A 19,504-nucleotide genomic window follows, 5' to 3' on the forward strand; every position below is an offset into this window, starting at 1 on the left:
TCTCCAGAGAAAGGCACCGGCGCAGATAAGCGATCCGCTTCCCCGGTGAAAATCAAAAGCAATTTCGAACTATGACTAAGAACGGGCCCTCACGCGCGCTTCGGGCTCTTCGCTTCCGCCCAGCCGGGCTTCACGACCTGGCGGGCGCGCCCGAGCGCGAGCGCGCCGGCCTCGACGTCGTCGGTGATCACGCTGCCGGAGGCGATGTAGGCGCCGTCGCCGACGGTGACCGGCGCGACGAGCGCCGTGTTCGACCCGATGAAGGCGTTCGCGCCGATCTCGGTGTGGTGCTTGTGAACGCCGTCGTAATTGCAGGTGATCGTGCCCGCGCCGACATTCGTTCTCGCGCCGACATGGGCGTCGCCGATATAGGTGAGGTGGTTGACCTTGGCGCCCTCGTCGAGGACGGCGTTCTTGATCTCGCAGAAATTCCCGACATGGACGCCGCTGCCGAGCTCCGCGCCCGGGCGCAGGCGCGCGAACGGGCCGACCACGGCGCCGCTGCGGATGCGCGCGCCCTCGATATGACAGAAGGGGCGGATCTCGACGCCGTCATCCACCGCGACGCCGGGCCCGAAGACGACGTTCTGGCCGATCGTCACGTCACGGCCGAGCTCGGTGTCATACGCGAAGAAGACCGTCTCGGGCGAAAGGAGCGTGGCGCCGCCCGCCATCGCCGCGACGCGCCGGCGGTCCTGGAACAGGCGCTCGGCCTCGGCGAGCTGCAGCCGGTCGTTGATGCCGAAGACCTCCTCCGCGTCGATCTCGATCGCCTCGACGCGCGCGCCTTCCGCATTGGCGATCGCAACCGCGTCGGTCAGGTAGAATTCGCCTTGCGCATTGTCGCAGCCGATCGCTTCGAGAAGCGCCAGGGCGCGGTCGCCGCGCAGCGCCATGATGCCACCGTTGCAGAGCCGGATGGCGCGCTCGGCCTCGGACGCATCCTTGTGCTCGCGGATCGCGCGGAGCTGCCCGTTCTCGACGATCAGCCGGCCGTAGCCGGTCGGATCGGCGGGCACCATGCCGCCGACCACGACTGCAGCGCCTTCGACGAGCCGTGCGCGCATGCGCGAGACGGTCCCGGCCGAGACGAAGGGCGTGTCACCGAAGATGACGACCAGGTCGTCGCATCCTTCCTCCAGCGCGGCGCGCGCGGCAAGCACCGCATGGGCGGTGCCCCGGCGCTCCTGCTGGACGTGGACGGAGGCCGACGGCGCGTGGCGCGCGACGACGGTGTCGACGCCGGCATGGTCCGGCCCGACCACCACGGCGATGCGGTCGGCACCGGCGGCGCGGGCGGCGCGCACGACATGCGCCACCATCGGCAAGTGGCCGATCGGATGCAGCACCTTGGGCAGGCGGGACTTCATCCGGGTGCCTTCGCCCGCGGCGAGAACGACGGCCAGGCAGGTGCACATGTTCGGTTCCACTCCCGATGGCCGGGCGAAGGCGGACGAAGAGCCGCGCTTGTCCCGGAGCGGCCCGTGGGTTACCGCAAAACGCTGCCCCGAGAAACCCGCGCGAACCCGATGCCGCCGCCCCTTCCCCGGCGCTTCACGGACATTGCCGTGATGGCGCTGATGCCCCTCTTCTTCTCGTCCAATCTCGTCCTCGGGCGGGCGGCGGTGGCGGAAGTTGAGCCCTGGACGCTCGCCACGCTGCGCTGGAGCGTGGCGCTCGTCATCCTGCTGCCCTTCACCCTCCGCCAGCTCCACGCCTTCAGGCACGCGCTCGTCCGCGAGTGGCGCGTGCTCGGCATCCTCGGCGTGCTCGGCATGGTGATCTGCGGCGGCGTCGTCTATCTCGGCCTCGCCCGCACGACCGCCACCAACGCCATCCTGATCTACACCTCCTCGACGGTGATGATCCTGATCCTGGAGCGGGTCTTCCGCGGCAGGCCGGTGACCGGCCGTCAGGCCCTCGGCGTGGTGCTCGCCTTCGCCGGCGTCGGGGTCATCGTGCTGCGGGGCGACCTCGCCCGGCTGTTCAGCCTGGAGCTCAATTCCGGCGACCTGCTGATCGCCGCGGCGGCCTTGTCCTGGGCCGTCTATTCGGTCGTCCTGCGCAAGTCGTCGCTCGGCCGCATCCCGACCCTGCCGCTCTTCGCCGCGATCGTGATTGCCGGCGTGGGGGCGCTCGCGCCCTTCATGGCCTGGGAAAGCTGGCGGTCCGGCGCCTTCCCCGCGACGATGAGCGCCTGGGCCGCGATCGGCGGGCTCGCGCTCTTCCCCTCGGTCCTCGCCTTCTCGTTCTACAATTACGGCGTGCAGCGCTTCGGGCCGGCAGCGAACGGCATGCTGCTCTATCTCATGCCGGCCTACGGCGTGCTGATGTCGGTGCTCTTTTTGGGAGAGAGCTTCCGGCCGTTCCACCTCGCCGGGCTCCTCCTGGTCCTGCCGGGCGTGGTCCTCGCGACCGCGCCGCCGGAGGTCTTCAGACGCGCTTGGAGGCGAATGTGAGCGAAACGGGCGATCTCGAAGCCGAGTACAACAACCGGGCGCGCGTGCCGGAGCATCCGGCGATCCTCGCCGCATGGGCGCGCGACGCCGCCGCCTATCGACGGGAGCGCTCGGCCGCCGTGCGGTTCGGCCTCGCCTACGGCGGGCATCCGCGCCAGCGGCTCGACCTCTTCCTCGCCGACGACGCCCATCCGGCGCGGCCCGTCGCCCTCTTCATCCACGGCGGCTACTGGCAGGCGCTCGACGGCTCGTCGGCGAGCCATTTCGCCGCCGGGCCGAACGCGCGCGGGCTGGACGTCGCCATCATGACCTACCGGCTCTGCCCGGAGGTCGGGATCGGCGACATCGCCGACGACGTTCGCGCCGCCTGCCTCTACCTGTTCCGGGAGACCGGGCGCGGGATCGTCGCCTTCGGACATTCGGCGGGCGGCCATCTCGCCGCGGCCGCGGTCGCCACAGACTGGCAGAGGCAGGACTCAACCGCGCCGGCCGATCTGGTGCGGAGCGGCCTCGCAATCTCGGGCGTGTTCGATCTCGAGCCTCTGATCGAGACATCGATCAACGGCGCGCTCCAGCTCGACGTCGAGACGGCGCGGGCGCTCAGCCCCTTCCGCTGGCCGGTGCCTCGCGGCGCGCGGCTGGAAGCCTGGGTCGGCGGCGCGGAAAGCGGCGCGTTCCGGCGCCAGAGCCGCGACATCGCCGATGCCTGGCAGGCCGCCGGCGCCGAAACCCATTGTGCCGAGGTGCCGGGCGCCAATCATTTCACGGTGCTCGCACCGCTCTGCGACCCGGCGAGCCCGATGGTCGACGCGCTGGTCGGCCTCGCGGAGCGGGATCGCGGCTGACATAAGCGCACAATCCGGACGGTCCGGGCCTCGGCGGTTTTCTCGCGCCGCATCTTCGGGTAAACCCGATCGCGCGCGCCGCTCGGCCGGTCGCGGAGAGCCCTTAGCTCAGTGGTAGAGCAACTGACTTTTAATCAGTAGGTCGTCGGTTCGACCCCGACAGGGCTCACCAGTCTTTGCAGTGACGTTTTCGATATCGGGCCGTGGTCCCCACGTCGGCCGAAGCTGGTTTCAGCTTCCTCGATCGCGGTCCCTCGGCCGCGCTGACCGATGGCGACCAGGCACGCATTTCTGCCCGCATGAGCATCGAGGAGCGCGGCTGCCTTTTGAACGTCGCGGCGCGCGTCCGTGAGCGCGCGGCGACGCTCGCGCCCTTCGATCCGCGAGCGATGGCCCCCGCTGCTCTCCGGCTCGATCAGCAAGCAGAGCTTTCGTTAAGGACAGCGTCCAAAACGCCGTGTCGCATCGGGAATGCCAATGCGCAATTGAGCCAGATCAAAGCGCGACAAATACCTTCGTGCGTTCGATTAGTGCCCTGCACCAGGGAGGAAAACATGCGCAACGCACTGGTAAGGCTTGCATTGATCGGAACGATGTCGGCGATCGGCACTATGGCGGGATTGGCCGCCGCTTCAGCCGAGACTGTTGCCGTTTCGCTTTGGGACAAGGGTGCCGAAACCGAGATGGCGACAGGCTTGGCCATGGGGACCGACGGCGCCGACCCCTCCAAGGCAACATTCGGGATCGACGCCGAACCAAAGTCGGTGAGAGCGGGCGAGGTCACGTTCGAGATCAGGAACGTGTCGAAGGACATGATCCATGAACTCGTCGTCACGCCGTTGAGGGATGGTGAGCGCTCGCTTCCCTACGACGAGTCCGAGCAGGAAGTCGCAGAGGACGATCTCGTCGTCCTGGGCGAGGTCGAGGACCTGGATCCGGGCCAATCCGGCACCCTCACGCTCCGGCTGGAACCGGGAGAGTACGTGCTCTTCTGCAACATTGCCGGTCACTATGACGGCGGCATGTGGACACTTCTGACCGTCGAGCCATGAACCTACGCACGACGACGTGCGATCTGCGTCGGAGTGCTGCTGATGGGCTCTGGAGACGGAGCACCCCCTGAGGGGCTGTCCCGGCCGCTCCAGACCCGCGCCGGGGACCCGTTCCGCCGATCGAGCGGATTCCCGGCGCGGCAGCGCTCAACCGTTTGGACGTTGCGGCCCGGCCCGATCCCTTCATCGGACCCCGCTCGCCCGGAGCGGAGCCGTTCGCGGTTGCGCGGCGTTTACCGATCCAGATAAGCACGGCGGGCAAGCTACTGTCGAAGACGCGGAAGAGGTCGCGCAGAATGGAAGTCGAGTGGGAGAAGGTGCGCCGGTCGACGTTCGCGCTCGGGATCCTCTTCGGCATAGCGTGCTTCATCCCGCTCCTGGGTCGGGTCTACGTCCTTCCCGGCCGCGTCCTCGCCCTCCTCGCGGTCCTGGCGGCGATCGCTCTCGCCGTCACGATGCGGACGATGCTGCGCAGGCCGTCGCGGACGGATTTCGCCTTCTTGGTCCTGGCATCGGTGCTCGGCGTGCTGGTCGTGCTCGCCGGCCAGCCGAGCCAGTGGGCGTTCCTGTTCCGGTTCCGCGACTGGCTCGGCCACGAGAACGCCTATTACGAGGCGAAGCTGCTCCTCTTCATGCTGGCCTACGCGCCGACGCTGCCGATGCTCGCGATCGGGGCTATGATCCCGCGCCCCCTGCGCCCGCGGCTCGCGGTCGGCCTTCTCGTCGGGCTGCTGATCGTCGCGGTCCTGGCGCAGTTCCGGCTGTGGTCGCACTGGCCGCGGATCCTGACGGACGACGCCGACAAGGCGCTCCTGTTCTTCCTGGACCTCCGGCGCGGCTTCTCCACGGTCGCCTATAGCGGGCTCTTCGCGAGCGCCGCCGCCGCCTGCATGTATTTCGTGCTGCGCGGCCGCCGCCAGGCGGTTCTCTGCGGCATTGCCGCGGGCGTGTTCCTGCTCGGGACGGTGCTCACGAACCAGCGCGCCGACGTCGCCCTCGGCATCCTCGCCCTGATCGGCATCGCGGTGATGTCGCCGCTTTACGCCCGCGTCCGCGAACATTTCGTGCGGGTGCAGCTGGGCCTGCTGGCGGCGGGGCTGACGGCGGCCGTCCTGATCGCCCTCGTCGTCAACCCGGTCCACAAGATGTACTGGAACGACCTTCTGACGGGCACGCAGTCCGAAGGCGTGTCGGTCCGGATGGAGGCGATCACGGCCGCCCTCCAGTCGACGCCGGACGGGCGGACCGGCGGATCGCCCCTCAGCCTGAGGACGTGGACCCAGGGCCTAGGGCTCGGCAGCGGCGATCGGCGCCCCGCCGAAGCGGGCCGCCCGACCGGCGGGCTCGGTTATTACGCCATCCTCGACCCGGTGCTGAAGCATCCCCACAACGTCGTCCTGGAGCTGTGGGTGGAAGTCGGCCGGCTCGCCGTCGTCGCCTTTGCGGCCATGTGCGCGTTCACCGCCATTGCGACCTTGCGGCCCCGACCTCCGAGGCTTGCGCACCTGACGTTCTGCCTGTCGGCGATCGCCGCCGTCATGCTTCTCCACGCGCTGAAGGCCGGCGACACCTCGACGCTGGGGGCGATCGTGTTCCTGCTCTGGATCGCGGGCTCGCTGCCGAGGAAGGAGGTCGCGCTCGCATCGGACGGCATCGACCGCGCGGCCGGCGGGTCCCTGCCCGAGGGGGACGAAGCCCGCCCCCGAATTCCTGCCGCGGCCTGACGCCCGCGCGCCTACCCGGCCGCCGAAAGGACCGCGTCGAGCACGGTGCAGGTCTTTTCGATCTCCGCTTCGGCGAGCGTCGGATGGACGAGGAAGGCGATGCTCGTCTCGCCGAGCTCGCGCGCGACCGGCAGGCGCTCGCGCGGCCGCCAGCCGGTGCCATCGAAGGCGCGCTCGAGATAGACCTCCGAGGCGGAGCCGTGGAAGCACGGCACGCCCTGCGCCGAGACCTCCTCGATGATGCGGTCCCGGCTCCAGCCGGGGCGCAGGCGCCCCGGAACGGCGAAGGCGTAGAAGCGGTAATAGGCGTGCCGCACATCGGCCGGCACCTCCGGGACGCGGACGACGTCATGCCGGCGGCACACGGCCGCGATCCGTTCCGCGTTCGCCGTCCGCTGCCGGTTCCATTCCTCCATGCGGTCGAGCTGGACGAGGCCGATCGCCGCCTGCATCTCCAGCATGCGCCAGTTCGTGCCGAAGCTGTCGTGCACCAGGCGCGGCCCGGGCGGGTGCCTGCGCTCGTAGACGGCCTCCCAGCTCTTGCCGTGATCCTTGTAGGACCACATGCGGGCCCAGAGGTCCGCGTCCGACGTGGTGGCCATGCCGCCCTCGCCGCCGGTGGTCATGATCTTGTCCTGGCAGAACGACCAGGCGCCGATATCGCCGATGGAGCCGACCGGGCGGCCCTTGTAGCGGGCGCCGTGCGCCTGGGCGCAGTCCTCGACCACCTTCAGCCCGCGCTTCGCCGCGAGCTCCATGATCGGATCCATGTCGCAGGGCATGCCGCCGAGATGGACGCAGATGATCGCCTTCGTGCGCTCCGTCAGGACCGGCTCGATGGTGCGGGCCGAGATGTTCTGGCTGTCGCGCTCGACGTCGGCGAAGACAGGCACCGCGCCGGCCGTGACGACGGTCGAGGCGGAAGCCAGGAACGTGCGGGGCGCGACGATGACCTCGTCGCCCGCTCCGATGCCGAGCGCCTTGAGCGCGACGTCGAGCGCCAGCGTGCCGTTGGCGAGCGCGACCGCGTGGGTCGTGCCGGCCCATTTCGCGAAGCGGGCCTCGAACCGGCGGCACAGCTCGCCGGTCCAGTAGTTCACGCGATTGGAGGCGAGCACCTCCGAGACGGCGGCGATCTCCTCCGGCGTGTAGCTCGGCCAGGGCGCAAAGGGCGTGTTCAGCATGTCAGGTCCGGTTCAAAGGGCGCGCGGGACAGCCGATTGCGGTGACGCCCGGAGGGAGATCGCGCACCACGGCGGCGCCGGCGCCGACCAGCGTTCCGGCCCCGATGCGGATGCCGTGACGCACCGATGCCCCGATGCCGATCCAGGCCCCCTCGCCCACCGTCACGCCGCCCGCCAGGTGCGCGCCGGGAGAGACATGCACGCCATCGCCGAGGACGCAATCGTGATCGACGCTGGCGGAGGTGTTGACGATGACCGCTTCGCCGATCTCCGCGCCGATATTGATCATGGCGCCCGCCATGACGACCGAACCGGGACCGAGGCGGCTGTGCGGGCTCACCCAGGCCCTCGGATGCACGATCGTCGCGATGAGCGCGCCGGCCTCGCGGAGGCGCAGGTGATGCCGCAGCCTGGCGGCGTTGTCGCCGATCGCGACGAGGACGCCGTCATAGGCGCCGAGCGTCTCGAAGAGGGCTTCCGATCCGCCCCTGACCTCCCACGGACCGTTCGCCCGGAGCGCGGGAAAGCGGTCGTCGAAGAAGGCGATGCCGGACCAGCCGGCCGCGTGCGCCGTGTCGGCGACCACCCGGCCGTGCCCGCTCGCGCCCAGGAGGGCCAGTGACGATCCCCTTGTCAGCCTCGGAATCTCTCTGCGGTGGCGGACCCTTCGGCATTGATGCTGTCCCGCCGCAGCACCTTGGCGACGGTCGCCGCGAGGATCCGGATGTCGAGCCAGAGGGAACGGTTCTCGACGTACCAGACGTCGAGGTCGAACTTGTCCTCCCAGGCGAGCGCATTGCGGCCGTTGACCTGGGCCCAGCCGGTGATGCCGGGGCGGACCTCGTGACGCCGGCGCTGCCGGGGCGAATAGAGCGGCAGGTATTCCATGAGGAGCGGCCGCGGCCCGACAAGGCTCATCTCGCCCTTCAGCACGTTCCATAGCTCGGGCAGCTCGTCGAGGCTCGTGGAGCGGAGGAAGCGGCCGAACGGCGTCAGGCGCTGGGCGTCCGGTAGCGGCTCGCCATTTCCGTCCACGGCGTCGGTCATGGTGCGGAACTTGAGCATGAGGAAGGGTTCGCCGTCCTTCCCGGGCCGCATCTGCCGGAAGAGGACGGGCGCGCCGAGCTTCAGCCGGACGGCAAGGGCGATGACGGCCATCAGCGGCAGCCAGGCCGGGGCCGTCGCGAGAACGATGGCGAGGTCGAACGCCCGCTTCATGCCGCTCGCCTAGGCCCGGCCGGCCGGATTGGCAAGAGCCTGCCGTCCCGCGACGCCATCGAGGCGGGACGCCAGCTTCGCGGCGAGGGCGGCGTAGGCGTAGTGCTCCAGCGCATGACGATAGCCGGCCTGCCCCATGCGGACCCGCTCCTCATGGGGCGTGGCGGCGAGGTCGAGGATGGCGCGGGCGAGGCGCTCCGGCTGCTGCGGCGGAACGCTGGGGCCGGCGCCGGCCTCCGCCACCGGATCGTTTGCGGCCGCTGCCGCGAGGATGACCGGGCGCGCGGCGGCGAAATAGTCGAACAGCTTGTTCATGCTGATGCCGAACCGGTAGAGCTTCGGGAGATCGAGCGTCGACAGCACGAAGGCGTCCGCCTCGGCGGCAAGCGCCGGGACCCGCTCCTTCGGGACCGGAGCCTCGAAGACAACGTTCGCCAGGCCGAGCGCAGCCGAGCGTTCCACGAGCGCCGGCTTCAGCGGCCCTTCGCCGATGAGCCGCAGGCGGATCGCCGGGCTCCCCTCCGTGCGCTGCACGATGGCCATCGCATCGAGGACAGTCTCAAGGGCATTGGCGCCCCCGTGCGCGCCGAAATACATCAGCGTGAAGGGGCGGCCGTCCCGACGCGGGTACGGCGGCGGATCGGGATCCTCGAGCTCCACGCCATTGGAGATCCAGACGACCTTCTCCTCCGGCACGCCGAGGGGAACGATGTAGTCGGCGGCCCTCGGCAGCGGCGTCACGACGAGCGCCGCCGCGCCGTAGAGCGCCCGCTCCACCCGGCGCAGGAGATGCGTCATCGGGCTGCGCTCGCCGAGGCGGCCCATGTCGATCAGGGTCTGCGGCCAGAGGTCCCTCACCTCGAACACGAACGGAACGGAATAGCGCTTCGCCAATCGTGATCCCGCCCAGGCGGCGAGCGGATGGACGCTCGATCCGATCACGACGTCGGGCCGCGGCAGCGCCTTCAGCGCAGGAGACCTGAGCGCCTGGTAGGTGTAGTCCAGCATGTTGAGGACGCGGTCGGGGCCGTTGCCCGAATAACTCCGCGCTGCGAGCCACAGGAAGTCGACGCCGCCCAGGCGCTCGAGCCGCCATCTCTCGCCGGGCTCGAGGCGCTGCCGCCCCGACGGATGCAGCGTGCTCGCGGCGATCACCGTGCTCTCCCATCCGTGCGCCGGCAGGTGACGGCTCAGCGAATAGTGCCGCGTGCCGCCCGCGCCGCCCGGCTCGAGCGCGTAATGATTGAGCATCCAGACGCGCTTCAAGAGCCGAGCTCCCCGGGTTTCATCCGCCGATCGGCGCCGGCCTTCGCCTGGCGGGCAATGTGGAAGCACAGGACGATGTAGACCGAATAGGCGAGCGCCTGAACGCCCGCCAGGTAGGCGATGGAATGGAGAACGCCGAGGCCGCCGATCGTGGTCAGCGTCAGCCAGCTCGCCAGCCCGAGGAACATCGTGCCGTCGAAGATGTACTTGTAGTGCATCTTCTCGCGAACGATCAGGATGCGGCTGAGCGGCGACGCGATGAACTGCAGGCAGATGGCGGGGACGAGATAGAGGCCGAGCTGTCCGCTCAGCACCCACTTCCCATCGTAGAAATGGCGCGTCAGGAGCCAGAAGACGACGGCTGCGGCCGGGAGGACGATCACAGAGAAGGCCGTGAGCAGCGCGCCGACCTGCGTCATCTGCCTGAGGATCTGGTCGTGGTCGCTGCGCCGGGCGATCTGGCCCTGGAAGACGTCCGCCGCCACCGTTCCGATCAGCGCGACGGGAATCCCGAAGATCCGCTGCACCAGCCAGTAGGCGCCGGCGACTTCGAGCCCGTAGAGCGGCACGATCACCACCGCGAGCCCCTCCGTCATGGCGAAATCGACGAGGCTGGAGGGCAGCGCGACCTTGGAATAGTGGCCGTAGCGGCGGAAGGCGAGCGGACCGATCAGCCGCGCGAGGCGGGTCGGCGCCACCAGTGCGATCCGCTTGCGCAGCCTGCCGAGGATGATCCGGACGCCGAGCAGCCGGGCCGCGAATTCCGATACCAGGAGGGCCGCAACCGACGGCCAGAGGAGGCCGAGGCCGATCTGGAAGGCCTGGCGCGACACCATGACCGCATTCCGGGAAAGGTAGACGCCCTCGTAGTTCCTGGTCCGGATGCCCCAAGCCTGCAGGAAGAGCCCGAACCCGGTCACGACGGCGACCGGTGCCGCGAGCAGCGCCGCGCCCCGGGCGAGGTCGAACCGGTCGAAGAGAGCTTGCGGGACCACGGCCGCGGCCAGAGCCGCCAGCATGCCGAGAACCAGCAGAAGGGTCAGGGACACCCTCAGCAGCAGTTCCGCCGCGCGCCCGGAATGCTCGTTGATGACCGCCCATTCGAGCTTCAGCCCGCCATAGCTTCCGACGAGGTTCGCGCAGAAGAGCGCCACGGCGAACATGCCGAACTGCTCGGGCGTGTAGAAGGCGATGGCGACCGGCATGAGCGCCAGGGAGACGCCGTAGCCGATGACCTGGATGACGACGCTTCGCGAAACGAGGGACAGGTTCTCGGAACGAACCAGGTTTCGGAGCTGATCGATTCTCGACAAGTGCGCGCGCTGACCGGCATTCGGGACGAGGCGCCCCAATATCCGATTATCGAAGGCTTTTTAACCCCGGCCAGTCGACCCCGGCAGCCGGGCCCGCTAGAAGCCCGCGACGGTCCTCTTCCCCGGCAACGGATTGCCTGCCGGCCGACGACGGCGAACCGGGGGCCTTCGAACGCGCGCATGGAACCCGGCCAAGATGAAGATCGCCCACCTCACATCGGTCCACACGCGCAACGACATCCGCATCTTCCTGAAGGAGTGCCGGAGCCTCGCCGCGGCCGGTCACGAGGTGACGCTGGTCGTGGCGGACGGTGAGGGCGACGAACGTCGCGACGGGGTCGCCATCGTCGACGCCGGCGCCTCGAGGGGCAGGCTCGACCGCGCGATCGGCGCGACGCGGCGCGTGCTGAAGCGCGCGATCGCTGCCGATGCCGAGATCTACCACCTTCACGACCCCGAACTCCTGCCCGCGGCCCTCGCGCTGAAGCGCCGCGGCAAGCGGGTGATCTTCGATTCGCACGAGGACATGCCGCAGGACGTGCTCACCAAGCCGTATATCCCGGGCCCGCTGCGGCGCCCGGTCTCGATCGGCGCGGCGATCGTCGAGGACGCGATCTGCCGCCGCATCGACGGCGTCGTCGCCGCCACGCCCTTCATCCGCGACAAGTTCCGGCGGAAGGGCATCCGCAGCATCAACATCAACAATTATCCGCTCCCGGGCGAACTGGGGGTCGACACGGGCTGGACCGGCAAGCAGCGCGAGGTCTGCTACGTCGGCGGCCTCGCCGAAATCCGCGGCATCGTGGAGATGGTGAAGGCGATGGCGCTGGTGCGCTCCGGCGCCCGGCTCAATCTCGGCGGCAGGCTGGCGGGCTCGGACGTCGAGGAGGCGGTGCAGCGGGAGGCAGGCTGGAGCCGGGTCAACGCGCTGGGCCAGATCGACCGGGCGGAGGTCCGCGCGGTGCTCGGGCGCTCGGTCGCCGGGCTGGTGACGTTCAAGCCCGGCCCCAACCACCTGGACGCGCAGCCGAACAAGATGTTCGAGTACATGTCCGCAGGAATCCCGGTGATCGCTTCGGACTTTCCCCTGTGGCGCGAGATCGTCGAGGGCAATGACTGCGGCCTCCTCGTCGATCCGATCGACCCTGCGACGATCGCAGAGGCGATCGACCGGCTGGTCGGCGACCCGGAGCTCGCACGCCGCATGGGCGAGAACGGCAGGCGCGCCGTCACGGAGCGCTACAACTGGCAGGCGGAAGAGAAGAAGCTGATCGCCTTCTACGAAGAGGTGATGGCGTAGCGCCGCCCCTTCGGCGCGACGAACGGCCCATGCCCCGTCAGCCCGCCAGCACCTCGGCGATCGCGCCGGCGGCATTGCCGCTGCCGTAGGGCGCCGCATCCGTGCCTTGCGTTCCGATCGCCGAGAGCACCGCCTCCGCGACGCCGCCGTCCCTCGGCGGCGCCAGGCGGTTCCAGCCGAGCTCGACGAGCTCGACCCATTCCGTCTCGTCGCGAAGCGTGACGCAGGGCACGCGGTAGAAGAAGGCCTCCTTCTGCACGCCGCCGGAATCGGTGGCGATCGCGGCCGCCTGCGATTCCAGCGCCACCATGTCGAGGTAGCCGAGCGGCTCGACCGTCCTCACCCGCTCGAACGAGAGGCCGGCCCTAGCCAGCGCGTTCCGCGTCCGCGGATGGAGCGGCAGGATGACGGGGAGCTCCGCCGCGACTTGTTCGAGCCCGCCCACCAGGGCCCGCAGCCGCTCCGGGTCGTCCGTGTTCTCCGCCCGGTGGACGGTCGCCAGGACGAAGCGCCCGGGCTCGAGCGCGAGCTCCACGAGGAGCGCGTTCCGCGCCTTCGCCCGCTCCGCGAAGAGCAGGGCCGAATCGAACATGACGTCGCCGACCTGGTGGACGCTTTCGCGCGAAATGCCTTCGCGCATCAGGTTCTCGGTCGCCACGTCAGTCGAGGTGAAGAGGATGCTCGCGAGATGGTCCGTCATCAGGCGGTTGATCTCTTCCGGCATCGCCCGGTTGAAGGAGCGCAGCCCGGCCTCGACATGGACGACCGGCACATGGAGCTTGGCGGCGACGAGCGCGCCGGCGAGCGTCGAGTTGGTGTCGCCGTAGACCAGCACGGCGTCCGGCGCGAGCTCCTGCAGCAGCGGTTCGAGCTTCTGCATCATGCTGCCGGTCATGGCGCCGTGGCCGCCGCCGCCGACCTGGAGCAGGTGATCGGGCGGGTCGATCTCGAGCTCGGCGAAGAACACGTCCGACATGTTGAAGTCGAAGTGCTGGCCGGTATGCACCAGGACCTCGTTCACGCCTCCGGTCAGCCGCAGTGCGCGGCTGACCGGCGCCACCTTGATGAACTGGGGACGCGCTCCGACGACGGTGACGACGGTCTTCAAGTCGGTCTCTCCGGAAAACTCTCTGGCAGGGCGGAAACGGCCGGGAACAAGGCGGTCAGGCGGTGACGGAGAAGGTGCTCTCCCACAGAGCGGTGTTGTAGAGCCGCCATCTGCTCCTCTTGTCGAGCCTGTCGAAGGCGGCGGACAGCTTCTTCATGTCGGCCAGCTCGGCCAGCAGACGCGACGTCATCACCGTCCGCTTCATCTCGTCGGCGTGCCGGCGCAGCCAGATCTCCTCCGGCGCCTCGAAGCCGAACTTGTTCTTCCGCCAGACGATGGAGTCCGGCATCCGCCCGTCCATCGCCTTGCGCAGGATCCATTTGGTCCAGCCGTCGCGGATCTTCAGCGATCCGGGCAGCGAGAGGCTCGTCTCCAGGAGACGGTAATCGAGGAAGGGCAGCCTGGTCTCGATGCTGTGGGCCATCGAGTTCTTGTCCTCGTAGCGCAGCAGGACCGGCAGGTTGGTCGACCGGATCTCCAGCTCCTGGAGCGCGAAATCGTTCGCGCTCGACCGCGCGAAGGCGAGGATGTGCTCCGGCATCGGTCCGTGGCTGCGCATGTAGCCGTGCCGCCGGCGGTAGAAGGCATAGCGCGCCGGCGCGACCAGCCCGCCGACCAGGTACTTGGCGATGTTGAGCGGCCCCATCTTGCTGTTGTTGGCAGCGACCGAGCGCATCGCGGCGAGCGCGGCCACCGGGCCGCTGCCGCGCATCGTGGAAAAGATGTAGGCGGCGTAGTACTTCTCGTAGCCGAGCAGCGTCTCGTCGCCGCCCTGCCCGTCGAGCAGCACGGTGATGCCGTTCTGCCGCGCCGTCTTCATCACGAAGTACTGCATGCTGATCGACGGGCTGCCGTACGGCTCTTCCTGGACACGCACGATCTCAGGCAGCGTGTCGACGAAATCGGAATAGGTCGGCCGCGTCTGGTGCCAGTCGAGATCAGCGGCCCCCACGACCTGCTCGGCGTAGCGCGCCTCGTTGTTGCTCTCCTGCTCGCTGACCGCCGTGATCGCCGAGAACTTGCCGCCGTTCGCGGCGCGGTAGAGATCGGAGGCGAGCGTCGCCACGCTCGAACTGTCGAGCCCACCGCTGAGGCAGGTCCCGACCTTCACGTCGGAACGCAGGCGCAGCCGCACGGCGTCCTGCAGGAGCGAGGCGAAGGCCTCGATCGCCTCGCCCTCGCCCATCCGCCGAACCTCGGGCCTGAGCGTGATCCGGTAGTACGGCTCGATCCGGATTTCGTGGCTGGCGAGGTCGTAAGTGAGGGTGTGGCCGCCGGGAAGCTTGCGAACGTCCTTGAAGAAGGTCGCGGCCGAGAGCTCGGCGGCGTCGGTCACGAGGTAGGTCCTGAGCGTCTCGAGGTCGACCCGGTTGCCGTCGAGGAGCGGCAGCAGCTGCCGGATCTCGGAGCCGAACGCGAAGAGATCGGGCCGGTCGACATAGTAGAACGGCTTCACGCCGTAGCGGTCTCGCGCACAGAACAGCACGTTCCGCGGCCTGTCGAGGAGGGCGAAGCCCCACATGCCGTTGAAGCGGGAGACGCAGTCCGCGCCCCATTGCGCGTAGGCCGCCAGCAGCACCTCGGTGTCGGTGCCGTTCGTGAAGACGTGGCCGAGCGCCTCCAGCTCCGCCCGCAGCTCGATGTAATTGTAGATCTCGCCGTTGTAGGTGACGACGAACCGGCCGGAATCGTAGCTCATCGGCTGTCGGCCAGAATCCGAGAGGTCGATGATCGACAGGCGACGGTGCCCGAGCGCCATCGGCCCCTCGATCAGATGGTCGCCGCCGTCCGGCCCGCGATGGGCGACGGTGTCCGTCATCCGCGTGATCGTCTCCGGGGTGACCGGCGCGCCGTTCCGGCGGACGAGGCCCGCAATTCCGCACATTCGTCTCTGTCCTCCAGATATCCCGGCCTGTCCGCACGCTCGTGGCTTTTGTGCGGCAGAGGCGAGCCGCGATCCGTGATTTCCGCCTAGGGCGAACAACGCGTTCCGTCGAGCACCGGCGGCGACGGCTGCCGGGCGAGCCGTTGCGCGCGGCCGCTCACGGATCGTTCCCCTGCCCGGTTTGCGCCCCCCGGGACACCGTGCGCACCGAGAGCAGTTCCGAGAAGCGGTTCGCAAACGTCTCCGCGAACGAGGCCGTCAGGTGATGGTCGTCCTGGTAGAGGATCCGGCCGTCCCGCTCGGCCGGGCACCAGGCGGACGAGCACAGGTCGTCCGTGAAGTCCATCACCGTCACCGCCGGAAAGGCTGCCCGAACCTCCTCGTCGACATTGTACCCTTCGATCGCCTCCCGGCGCGGCCGGCCGCAGGTATCGGGTTCTGCACCGGCAAGGCAATCCCTGAAACCCGCATATTGCCGCGGATTGTCGCGGATCAGCACCACCCGCGCCCCGGACGCCAGCAGGCGCTCGACGGCCTTCTCGAGGCCGGCGCGCCACAGATCGAAGCCGGGGCGCCCGCGTGCGACCGTTCCGTCGTCGCGGTCCAGCAGCCAGCCGTCATAATGCGAATAGTTGGCGATCACGACCATGTCCGGGCGAAGCGAGGCGATCTCGTCAAAGATCCTTTCGCGCCAGAGATCGCATTCCCGGTAGATGCTCCTGGTCGGCGGGTACCAGATGGAGACGTCGGCGGAGGGACAGGCGGTCTTCGTCCAGGAATGGAAGGCCCAGCCCTTCGCCTCGGATGCGGCGAGGAGCGGCGCGAACCACTGGGCGGCGTGGCTGTCGCCGAACAGGACGACGCGCCTCTCCGCGTCCTCGCTGCCGTAGAGGCAGGCCGGCTGGTCGATGTCCTCGAAGAGCAGATGGCACCGGTCCGGATAGTTGCGGCCGAAATCGCGGGCGGCGGCAAGGATGGCCTGCTCACGGTCGGCGGAATGCGGCGAAACGGCGAGCCGCGTCGAGGCGAAGGCGCTCGCGCCGACGAGGGCGATGCTCGCAAGCGCGCCCGGCAGCACCCGCCGGAGCCCGGCGGTGCCGAGCGGCCGGAAGTGGATCGGCGCCTCGACGAAGCGGTAGGCGAGCGCCGCTACCACGAAGACCGCGATCGCGGCCGCGGCAAGGGCGAGCCCGCTCGCCGGCCACAGCGCGGCCGCGAACACGATGAGCGGCCAATGCCAGAGATAGAGGCTGTAGGACCGGTCGCCGATCCAGCGGGCCGGCGCCGTGCAGAGCACGCGGCGCAGCAACGGGTCGCGGTCCGCCGCACCGAGCAGGAGCAGGACCGCGGCGAGCGTCGGCAGGAGCGCGTAGGCACCCGGATAACGCACGTCGTCCGTGATCCAGGCGACGGCGAAGGCGACGCCGAGGGCGCCGGCCCAGGCCATCGCCCGCCCTATCCGCGGCGACGGCATCGCCCCTGACATCGCGTAAAGCCCGGCCAGCCCGCCGGCGGCGAGCTGCCAGACCCGCGTCTCGGTATGGAAATACGCCATGGGCTGGTTCTGCTGCGTGACGAACAGCGCATAGCCGAAGGAGCCGACGAGCAGGGCACCGAGGACGAAGGCCGCCATCGATCGGGGACGCGCCCTGCCCCGGACGAGGCCGAGGACCAGCAGGATGGGCAGGCCAACGTAGAACTGCTCTTCCACGGAGAGCGACCAGAAATGCAGGAACGGGCTCGGCGGATCCTGCATCCGGAAATAGTCGACCGCGTTGCCTGCGAACACGTAGTTTGCCACGAAGAATGTGGCGGCCAGCCCGTCCTCGGCGATCCGCTCGTACCGGAAGCCCGGCAGGAGCACGGCAGAAACGACGAGGACCGCGCTGATCGTCAGGAGCGCGTTCGGCAGGAGGCGCTTGGCCCGGCGCCCCCAGAACGCGAGGAGGTCGATCCTTCCCGTCCGCTCCGCCTCGCGGACCAGCGACGAGCAGATCAGGTAGCCGGAAATGACGAAGAACACGTCCACCCCGACGAAGCCGCCGGGCACGAACGGCACACCGAAATGGTAGAGGATGACCGCGAGCACGGCCACGGCGCGGAGGCCCTGGATGTCGGCGCGGACGGCTGCCCTTCCGGCGTTCTCCGCCCCGCCGCCATGCGCGGCCACGTTGCGCCCGCCCCTCAACTGCCGTCCTTCCGGGATGTGCCGCCTGCCCCGTTCAGCCCAGACGATCCGAAGCGCCGGGGCCGCCCGCACCGCCTGCCGGAATCGCTGCGCCGACGAGGCGGTGGCGGTCGTCTTCGGGAACGAGGTGTGTGCGCATGGAATCCGTCAGGCGTTGGTCGGGGCAGCAGGATTCGAACCTGCGACCCCCTGCTCCCAAAGCAGGTGCGCTACCAGACTGCGCTATGCCCCGATGCCCGTTTCTCTAGGATTTCGGGCCCGCAAAGCCAAGAGGAAAACGGACCAAACAGGGAATCCGAGGGCCAGGACGGCAGGAAAGGACGACCCGGCCCCGGAATAGTCCTGGAATCGGTTCTCACGATGTTCACGGGTATGGTCGCCAGCCATCTCCCCTGCAGCAGCACCGGCATTATGAGCGGAGCGCATGTTCAACCCCGCCGCCACCCGAACGCGGCTCCTCCAGTTCCGCAAGCGCACCGACGCATGCCCTCTCTACGTCGGAAAATTGCCACCGGGGCCACCCGCGCCAGCCTTGCCCATAAAGGGGGTGGCACCGCTCACAGCCGCAGAGATTGAAACGTGCGCCGACTATGCATCTCCCCGGTTGTTAAGAAAAGCTTTCATTAGCTTTTCAAACATTTCGAATTAGATTCTGGCGCAGTTCCCGGCTTTGACTGCAACTCCGCAGTCCGGGAGCACGATGATGTTTTCGAGATATGTCCGTAAAGAAGACGGCTCGGTCGCAATTCTGGCCGCCTTCGCGCTTCCGGTTGTATTGATGGCTGCCGGACTCTCCCTCGACCATTCCAGCCTGAGCACGGCCAATGCCAAGCTGCAATCGGGAGCCGATGCGGCCGCGCTTGCCGCGGCGATCCAGCTCGGCAACGACGACAAGGCGAGTGATTCCCGGCTGGAAGAAAGATCCTCGGCTATCGCGGCCGTCTCCTTCGCCGCGACGGGCAGCCCATTCGCCGGTACGGTCAACCAGAAGATCGAGTCACGGAAGCCGGCGGTCGTCACTGTCCAACTGACACAGCCGCAGCGGCTTGCATTCGGTGGCCTCTTCGGGATCGACACGCTCACCCTGAAGCAGAGCGCCACCGCGACCGCCGCACGCGCCGATCCCGTCTGTCTCCTCCTGCTCGATCCTTCCGCGAGCGCGGCATGGTCGAACCAGGGAAGCTCCGCGATCGATGCGAAAGGGTGTGTCGCTCAGGTGAACTCTGCATCGAGCCGCGCGCTTCACACCAATGGCAGCGCGGCTATCGAGACGCTCAGCACGCGCGTGGTGGGGCCAGCCCAGCCAGCGGCCCAGTTCAGTCCGGCGCCGATCTTCGGTCAGCCTGTGCTTGCCGATCCCATCGCACCTAGGCTGGATTGGCCGCACACCCCGCCCTGCACCTATTCGAACGTGAGCCTGAAGAGCGCCTCTGTCACACTCGTTCCCGGCACCTTTTGCGGCGGCCTCGCCCTGAGTTCGGGCGCGACGCTCAACCTGAAGGCGGGAGAATACGTCATTCGCTCGGGCAACCTGGATCTCGGTTCCGGCTCCGCTCTGATCGCGCCCGAAGGCACGACGATCATCCTCACTGCCGCAGACGGCATCATCAACATGCAGGGTGGCGCCAGGCTCGTGATCAAGGCGCCCGATGACGGTCCCTGGAAGGGGATCGCGCTTGCCGTGAAGCCGCAGAGTTCCGAACGAACCTCGGCGCTCATCGGCGGCGGCGAGACCGACATCAGCGGCATCGTCTATCTCCCTACGCAGAAGCTGAAGCTCTCCGGCGGGGGTGCCTTGGCACAACCGGAGCCGAAGCCGCGCGTCTTCGTCGTGAACCGCATCGAAATGGGTGGCAATGGCAACATCTACCTTGCCGGATCGAGCGACCTCCTCGCGCTGCCGTCGGAGCCGCGGCTCACCCACTGAGCCCTGCTTGGAGCCAGAAACTGGAGACCGGAGAA

Annotated in this window: 15 protein-coding genes and 2 tRNA genes; 7 read left to right on the forward strand and 10 right to left on the reverse strand. The window is 68.7% G+C overall.

Going from position 1 to position 19,504, the window contains the following annotated elements:
• Window positions 1-89 precede the first annotated feature (89 nt).
• The gene (glmU, locus tag ACUN0C_RS05335; protein ID WP_445465283.1) at window positions 90-1,418 is read right to left on the reverse strand and encodes a bifunctional UDP-N-acetylglucosamine diphosphorylase/glucosamine-1-phosphate N-acetyltransferase GlmU; all 1,329 of its coding nucleotides are present in this window, start codon (window positions 1,416-1,418) and stop codon (window positions 90-92) included.
• A 66-nt stretch (window positions 1,419-1,484) separates the two neighbouring features.
• On the opposite strand from glmU, the gene ACUN0C_RS05340 reads away from it, so the two are divergent.
• The 5 genes from ACUN0C_RS05340 (at window position 1,485) to ACUN0C_RS05360 (ending at window position 6,080) form a co-directional block, all read left to right on the forward strand.
• On the forward strand, window positions 1,485-2,459 hold the full coding sequence (locus ACUN0C_RS05340) for a DMT family transporter (protein ID WP_445465284.1): 975 nt from the start codon (window positions 1,485-1,487) through the stop codon (window positions 2,457-2,459).
• The gene (locus tag ACUN0C_RS05345) at window positions 2,456-3,304 is read left to right on the forward strand and encodes an alpha/beta hydrolase (RefSeq protein ID WP_445465285.1); all 849 of its coding nucleotides are present in this window, start codon (window positions 2,456-2,458) and stop codon (window positions 3,302-3,304) included. Before ACUN0C_RS05340 ends, ACUN0C_RS05345 begins: the two co-directional genes overlap by 4 nt.
• A 97-nt stretch (window positions 3,305-3,401) precedes the next feature.
• A tRNA-Lys gene (locus ACUN0C_RS05350) sits at window positions 3,402-3,476 on the forward strand.
• Between the two features lie 31 nt (window positions 3,477-3,507).
• A complete protein-coding gene (locus ACUN0C_RS05355; RefSeq protein WP_445465286.1) occupies window positions 3,508-4,356 on the forward strand; it encodes a hypothetical protein in 849 nt (282 codons plus the stop codon).
• A gap of 296 nt (window positions 4,357-4,652) precedes the next feature.
• Complete coding sequence (locus ACUN0C_RS05360; RefSeq protein ID WP_445465287.1) at window positions 4,653-6,080, forward strand: O-antigen ligase family protein; 1,428 nt, start codon at window positions 4,653-4,655, stop codon at window positions 6,078-6,080.
• A gap of 11 nt (window positions 6,081-6,091) precedes the next feature.
• Here ACUN0C_RS05360 and ACUN0C_RS05365 read toward each other — a convergent pair whose 3' ends face one another.
• From ACUN0C_RS05365 to ACUN0C_RS05385, 5 genes are read right to left on the reverse strand one after another with little or no spacing between them, the layout of a single operon-like run.
• Window positions 6,092-7,264 carry a DegT/DnrJ/EryC1/StrS family aminotransferase gene (locus ACUN0C_RS05365; protein WP_445465288.1) on the reverse strand — a complete coding sequence of 391 codons (1,173 nt, stop codon included), beginning with the start codon at window positions 7,262-7,264 and terminating at the stop codon, window positions 6,092-6,094.
• Between the two features lies 1 nt (window position 7,265).
• Window positions 7,266-7,910, reverse strand: a complete 645-nt coding sequence (locus ACUN0C_RS05370; RefSeq protein ID WP_445465445.1) for an acetyltransferase — start codon at window positions 7,908-7,910, stop codon at window positions 7,266-7,268.
• Window positions 7,898-8,482 (reverse strand): sugar transferase, encoded by a 585-nt coding sequence (locus ACUN0C_RS05375; RefSeq protein ID WP_445465289.1) that lies wholly within the window; start codon window positions 8,480-8,482, stop codon window positions 7,898-7,900. The genes ACUN0C_RS05370 and ACUN0C_RS05375 overlap by 13 nt, the downstream gene beginning before the upstream one ends.
• A 9-nt stretch (window positions 8,483-8,491) precedes the next feature.
• Window positions 8,492-9,748 (reverse strand): glycosyltransferase family 4 protein, encoded by a 1,257-nt coding sequence (locus ACUN0C_RS05380; protein WP_445465290.1) that lies wholly within the window; start codon window positions 9,746-9,748, stop codon window positions 8,492-8,494.
• Complete coding sequence (locus ACUN0C_RS05385) at window positions 9,745-11,061, reverse strand: oligosaccharide flippase family protein (protein ID WP_445465291.1); 1,317 nt, start codon at window positions 11,059-11,061, stop codon at window positions 9,745-9,747. The genes ACUN0C_RS05380 and ACUN0C_RS05385 overlap by 4 nt, the downstream gene beginning before the upstream one ends.
• Before the next feature lie 196 nt (window positions 11,062-11,257).
• Here ACUN0C_RS05385 and ACUN0C_RS05390 point away from each other — a divergent pair, with 196 nt between their 5' ends.
• Window positions 11,258-12,361 carry a glycosyltransferase family 4 protein gene (locus ACUN0C_RS05390; protein ID WP_445465292.1) on the forward strand — a complete coding sequence of 368 codons (1,104 nt, stop codon included), beginning with the start codon at window positions 11,258-11,260 and terminating at the stop codon, window positions 12,359-12,361.
• Between the two features lie 37 nt (window positions 12,362-12,398).
• On the opposite strand, the gene wecB is transcribed toward ACUN0C_RS05390, so the two are convergent.
• The 4 genes from wecB to ACUN0C_RS05410 all read right to left on the reverse strand — a co-directional run bounded on the left by wecB (window position 12,399) and on the right by ACUN0C_RS05410 (window position 17,774).
• A complete protein-coding gene (wecB, locus tag ACUN0C_RS05395) occupies window positions 12,399-13,469 on the reverse strand; it encodes a non-hydrolyzing UDP-N-acetylglucosamine 2-epimerase (RefSeq protein ID WP_445465293.1) in 1,071 nt (356 codons plus the stop codon).
• Between the two features lie 55 nt (window positions 13,470-13,524).
• On the reverse strand, window positions 13,525-15,354 hold the full coding sequence (gene asnB / locus ACUN0C_RS05400; protein WP_445465294.1) for an asparagine synthase (glutamine-hydrolyzing): 1,830 nt from the start codon (window positions 15,352-15,354) through the stop codon (window positions 13,525-13,527).
• Window positions 15,355-15,511: 157 nt separating this feature from the next.
• Window positions 15,512-17,542 (reverse strand): acyltransferase family protein, encoded by a 2,031-nt coding sequence (locus tag ACUN0C_RS05405; RefSeq protein WP_445465295.1) that lies wholly within the window; start codon window positions 17,540-17,542, stop codon window positions 15,512-15,514.
• Between the two features lie 155 nt (window positions 17,543-17,697).
• Window positions 17,698-17,774 (reverse strand) — tRNA-Pro (locus tag ACUN0C_RS05410).
• A 471-nt stretch (window positions 17,775-18,245) separates the two neighbouring features.
• Between ACUN0C_RS05410 and ACUN0C_RS05415 the strand changes: the two genes are divergently transcribed.
• A complete protein-coding gene (locus ACUN0C_RS05415; protein WP_445465296.1) occupies window positions 18,246-19,469 on the forward strand; it encodes a pilus assembly protein TadG-related protein in 1,224 nt (407 codons plus the stop codon).
• The last annotated feature ends 35 nt before the right edge of the window (window positions 19,470-19,504 follow it).

This window comes from Faunimonas sp. B44 (assembly GCF_052655945.1).

Coding starts and splice junctions, on each gene's coding strand:
- glmU (WP_445465283.1), bottom strand. CDS start 1,418: ATGTGCACCTGCCTGGCCGTCGTTCTCGCCGCGGGCGAAGGCACCCGG.
- ACUN0C_RS05360 (WP_445465287.1), top strand. CDS start 4,653: ATGGAAGTCGAGTGGGAGAAGGTGCGCCGGTCGACGTTCGCGCTCGGG.
- ACUN0C_RS05365 (WP_445465288.1), bottom strand. CDS start 7,264: ATGCTGAACACGCCCTTTGCGCCCTGGCCGAGCTACACGCCGGAGGAG.
- ACUN0C_RS05375 (WP_445465289.1), bottom strand. CDS start 8,482: ATGAAGCGGGCGTTCGACCTCGCCATCGTTCTCGCGACGGCCCCGGCC.
- ACUN0C_RS05390 (WP_445465292.1), top strand. CDS start 11,258: ATGAAGATCGCCCACCTCACATCGGTCCACACGCGCAACGACATCCGC.
- asnB (WP_445465294.1), bottom strand. CDS start 15,354: ATGTGCGGAATTGCGGGCCTCGTCCGCCGGAACGGCGCGCCGGTCACC.
- ACUN0C_RS05415 (WP_445465296.1), top strand. CDS start 18,246: ATGTTTTCGAGATATGTCCGTAAAGAAGACGGCTCGGTCGCAATTCTG.